Genomic DNA, 4,262 nt, shown 5'->3' on the forward strand with positions numbered 1-4,262 from the left:
GCGCGGCACGGGCCCTCTCGCGGTCGTACAGGCTCGTACAGGCCCTTCGAGTGGATCCCCGGGACCGGCTTCCCTCGCTGCTGATCGCGGGAAGGAAGGTCTGCCACTGCAGTAATAGTCCAATGATCGGACTTCGGGGGGCGTGGCATGTCGACCGGCAGAAATGGCGCCGCGCTCCATATCACGCGCATATCATTCGGGCGTGATCAAGGACACCGATCCTCTGGAGAATTCGCAGGCTGCTGATGTCGCCGAGAATTCTCTGCCGAGCCGACGCAAGCTGCTCAGAACCACGGTCGCGACAGTCGGTGCCGTGGGTTTTTCCGGCGCACTTGCGGACGGGCATGCCTACGCGGTCGATTCTCTGCCCGGTCCGGTTGCTCTTCGGCACGGTCGGCACCATCCGCACCCTTCGCGGCCGTCGGGAGGCGCGCTCGATCCGTCGTCCGTACCCAAGTACAGGACGCCGCTGTTCCTTCTCGGTGAAATGCCCGGCGAGGGCCGGGACTCCTACCGCATCGCGATCCGTCAGTTCCGACAGCAAATGCTGCCAAGCGGGATGCCGGCCACCACGGTCTGGGGTTACGGAGCCGTGGGCCACCAGCAGTCATTTCACACGCCGGGCCTGACCATCGAAGCCCGTGTGGATCGGCCGATCTCCGTGACATGGGTCAACGACCTCGTCACCTCGCTCGGCTTCTATCTGCCCCATCTGTGCGCTGTGGACCCCACGTTGCACTGGGCGAACCCTCCCGGCGGAAGGGCCGGACGTGATTCGCGGCCCACCTTCTCGACCACTCCCGGGCCGTACACGGGACCGGTGCCCATCGTGACCCATCTGCACGGCGGGTACAGCCGGGAAGAGAGCGACGGATACCCCGAAGCCTGGTACCTGCCGGCATCCCGTGACATCCCTCGTGACTATGCTCGCGTAGGCACCTATTACGATCGGTTCGCCGAGCAGTTCCGCGACCGCTGCGGCGTCCGCTGGCGCCCCGGGTCGGCAACGTTCGCGTACAGCAATGACCAGCGTCCCGCAACTCTCTGGTACCACGATCACACTCTGGGCATGACTCGGGTGAATGTCTACGCGGGCCTCGCCGGTTTCTACCTGCTGCGAGGCGGACCTGCCGATCTCCCCTCGGGGGTACTTCCCGGGCCGGCGCCGGGGCGAGACGGTGCGCACGGTACCCGCCCCTACGAAATCCCCCTGGTGGTTCAGGACAAGTCCTTCAATGCGGACGGGTCGATTTTCTTCCCCGGCAGTCGCGGATACTTCGGGGACACCCCGCCGGATGGTCCGTGGATTCCCGACACCGATATTCCGCCGATCTGGAACCCGGAGTTCTTCGGCACCACGATGGTCGTCAACGGGAACACCTGGCCGGTACTCGACGTGGAACCGCGCCGGTACCGCCTGCGCATCCTCAACGCAAGCAACGCCCGTACTCTCATCCTGAAGATCGCGGCTGACGCCACAGCCCCCCGCCCCGTCAGCCCCGCATTGCCCTTCTGGCAGATCGGGAACGACCAGGGATTCCTGCCGGCCCCGGTCCAGTCGGATCGACTCCTGTTGGCTCCCGCAGAACGCGCCGACGTGGTGGTCGACTTCACCGGCACCCCGGTCGGCACCGGGCTCTACCTGATCAATGAAGGCCCGGACGAGGCGTACGGCGGCGGCGCGCCGGGCACCGACTTCACGCCGGCGAATATCACGACCACGGGGCAGGTCATGAAATTCACCGTCGTTCCCCTTGCCTCCACCGACACCAGTGTCCCGCCGTCACGGATCGTGCTCCCTCCGATCCCGGCGCTTCCCGAGAGCCGGACGGTCCGGAAGCTGTCACTCAACGAAGAGGACTCCGCCTACTTCGCCGGCGCGCCCACGATGGACACGCTCGGCACGGTGACGCCAAGCGGCTCGGCCACCCCGCTCCTGTGGTCGGACCCGGTCACCGAGACGCCGGTGAAGGACGACACCGAAATCTGGGAACTGTACAACTTCACCCCCGACGCGCACCCCGTCCACATCCATCAGATCGGATTCCAGGTCCTCGACCGCCAAGCCATCACGGGCGGCGCATCGTCACCCCCGCAACCGGGGGAAGGCGGATACAAGGACACCGTGATCGCATTGCCGAGCAATATCACCCGCGTCAAGGTTCGCTTCGGACTTGCGGGACGGTACGTCTGGCACTGTCACATCATCGACCATGAGGACAATGAAATGATGCGACCACTGCAAGTACTTGATCAGCACAGCCGTTGAGGTCGTTTCAGCGGTGATCACTCGGCGGCGGGATCAAGGAAGCGGGAGCCTGAGCCCGGCTGCCCCGGTGACTGCGGTGCGCGTTTCCTGGGCACCCGTCAGTCGTGGACACGGTCAGCGGACGGACGCTCCGCCGTCCACGGTGAGCAGGGCGCCGTTGACGTAGGAGGCCGCGTCGGACACGAGGAAGGCCACGGCCTCGGCGACCTCGCCGGGCAGGCCGACCCGGCCGGCGGGGGTCATGGCGAGGAAGTCGCTGCGATTCTCATCGGCGAGCGAGGCCTGCACGCCTTCGGTCTCGATCACGCCCGGAAGGACGGCGTTGACCCGTACGCCGGCCGGGCCGTACTCGGCCGCCCAGATCCGGGTGAGCTGGTTGACCGCGGACTTGCTCGAACCGTAGGCGGTGGCCCCGACCACGGCCTTGTCGGCCGCGACGGAGCTCACGTTGACGATCGCGCCGCCGCCCTTGTCGACCATGCCGGGGACCAGCTCAGCGGCCAGGAAGAAGGGCGCCTTGACGTTCACGTCGAAGACCTGGTCGAAGACCTCCTCGGTGGTGTCGGTGGTGCCGGCGAACGGATAGATACCGGCGTTGTTGATCAGGATGTCGATGCCGCCGGTCAGCTGTCTCGCCTCGTGGGCCAGTCGGCGGGCGGCGGCTGCACTGCCCAGGTCGGCCTGAACGAAGTCGGCCTTCCCGCCTGCCGCACGGATCTCCCGCACGGCCTGCTCCCCACGGGCGGCATCGCGGCCGGAGACGACCACATGTGCGCCCCGCTCGGCCAGAACCTGCGCGATCGCCCGGCCGAGGCCACTGGTCGCGCCGGTGACCAGGGCGGTCGAGCCATTCAGCGACGGAGTCATGAGAACTCCTCGCAATCCAGTCGGAACCACCTCTGCCGACCTACAACCACAGGCTCGGAAAGCTCATTCCAGTCCGAGTGAGAAGCCGTTGTCCTACCGGACGCTTCGCCCGCAACGTCCGCACGGTCGAGGTCCTCCGAGGTCCTCCTCGACCGCGACGGCGTCACCTCCGCAGCCGCGGCCACCGGTGAACCACGGCAGTACTACGATCTCGGTCACGGGCCGTGCTCCTACTCGTTCTTCGAACAGTGCCGGCACCGGATGGCCTGCGCCCGCTGCGACTTCTGCACCCCCAAGGAATCGACGAAAGCCCAACTCGTCGAAGCCAAGGCCGACTCGCAGCGCATGCTCGTGAGCATTCCGCTCACGGAAGAGGAACGCGCCGCCGTCGAGGACGGCCAGAGTGCCCTCGACCGCCTGCCCGGGCGTCTCGCCGAGGCGGTTACCCAACCGGCCGGACCCCGCGCGAGTTCCGCGCCGGACCCGGTCGCCCCTGCCCCTGACCGTCCGGTCACCACCTGACTCCACCGACCGAAAGTGCTGCCGACATGCGACCCGCCCTCTTCACCATCGACCTCCCCGGCCCGGGACGACTGAGCACCATGGCCAGACCCCGCGGTCACGACTGGCTTGAAGACGAGATGGCCGCGCTGAAGAGCCGCGGCATCGACGTCCTGGTCTGCGCGCTCACCGCTCCGGAACTCGACGAACTCGGCCTCGCAGACGAACCCGGGGCAGCCGCGGCGGCCGGGCTGCAGTTCGTCGCGATACCCATCCCCGACCGCACCGTCCCCGACCGCACCGTCCCCGACCGCACCACGATCCTGCCCACCCTGCACGAACTCGCTGAACGGCTACAGGACGGCGCACACGTCGTCACCCACTGCCGAGCCGGCATCGGACGCTCATCCCTCCTCGCGGCCGCACTCCTCGTCCTCAACGGCGTCGATCCCGACACCGCCTGGAAGCGCATCGAACGAGCTCGCGGACTCGCTGTCCCGGACACCGCCGAGCAGCGAGAGTGGACGACGGAACTGCCCGAACAGGCATGATGCCGACGAATCCACGACGGCGACCACCCCGGTCGGCAGCAGGGCGACCGCGCCGGCGCCCGGCAGCGCACCGC

The 4,262-nt window shown here is 67.5% G+C and carries 4 protein-coding genes; 3 read left to right on the forward strand and 1 reads right to left on the reverse strand.

Annotation, left to right across the window (positions count from 1 at the left end; all coding sequences use genetic code 11):
* The first annotated feature begins 202 nt into the window (after window positions 1-202).
* Complete coding sequence (locus ACFU7Y_RS40995; protein ID WP_380771489.1) at window positions 203-2,269, forward strand: multicopper oxidase family protein; 2,067 nt, start codon at window positions 203-205, stop codon at window positions 2,267-2,269.
* A 114-nt stretch (window positions 2,270-2,383) separates the two neighbouring features.
* Here the strand turns inward: ACFU7Y_RS40995 and ACFU7Y_RS41000 are convergent, their stop codons facing one another.
* A complete protein-coding gene (locus tag ACFU7Y_RS41000; protein WP_380771491.1) occupies window positions 2,384-3,136 on the reverse strand; it encodes an SDR family NAD(P)-dependent oxidoreductase in 753 nt (250 codons plus the stop codon).
* Between the two features lie 261 nt (window positions 3,137-3,397).
* Here ACFU7Y_RS41000 and ACFU7Y_RS41005 point away from each other — a divergent pair, with 261 nt between their 5' ends.
* Together ACFU7Y_RS41005 and ACFU7Y_RS41010 are read left to right on the forward strand one after the other, a co-directional pair.
* Window positions 3,398-3,658, forward strand: a complete 261-nt coding sequence (locus tag ACFU7Y_RS41005; protein WP_224284519.1) for a hypothetical protein — start codon at window positions 3,398-3,400, stop codon at window positions 3,656-3,658.
* 26 nt (window positions 3,659-3,684) lie between these two features.
* Window positions 3,685-4,188, forward strand: a complete 504-nt coding sequence (locus ACFU7Y_RS41010; protein WP_224284520.1) for a tyrosine protein phosphatase — start codon at window positions 3,685-3,687, stop codon at window positions 4,186-4,188.
* Window positions 4,189-4,262: the final 74 nt, after the last annotated feature.

This window comes from Kitasatospora sp. NPDC057542 (genome assembly GCF_042801945.1).
Classification (GTDB): Bacteria; Actinomycetota; Actinomycetes; order Streptomycetales; family Streptomycetaceae; genus Kitasatospora.

Coding starts and splice junctions, on each gene's coding strand:
- ACFU7Y_RS41000 (WP_380771491.1), bottom strand. CDS start 3,136: ATGACTCCGTCGCTGAATGGCTCGACCGCCCTGGTCACCGGCGCGACC.
- ACFU7Y_RS41005 (WP_224284519.1), top strand. CDS start 3,398: ATGGCCTGCGCCCGCTGCGACTTCTGCACCCCCAAGGAATCGACGAAA.
- ACFU7Y_RS41010 (WP_224284520.1), top strand. CDS start 3,685: ATGCGACCCGCCCTCTTCACCATCGACCTCCCCGGCCCGGGACGACTG.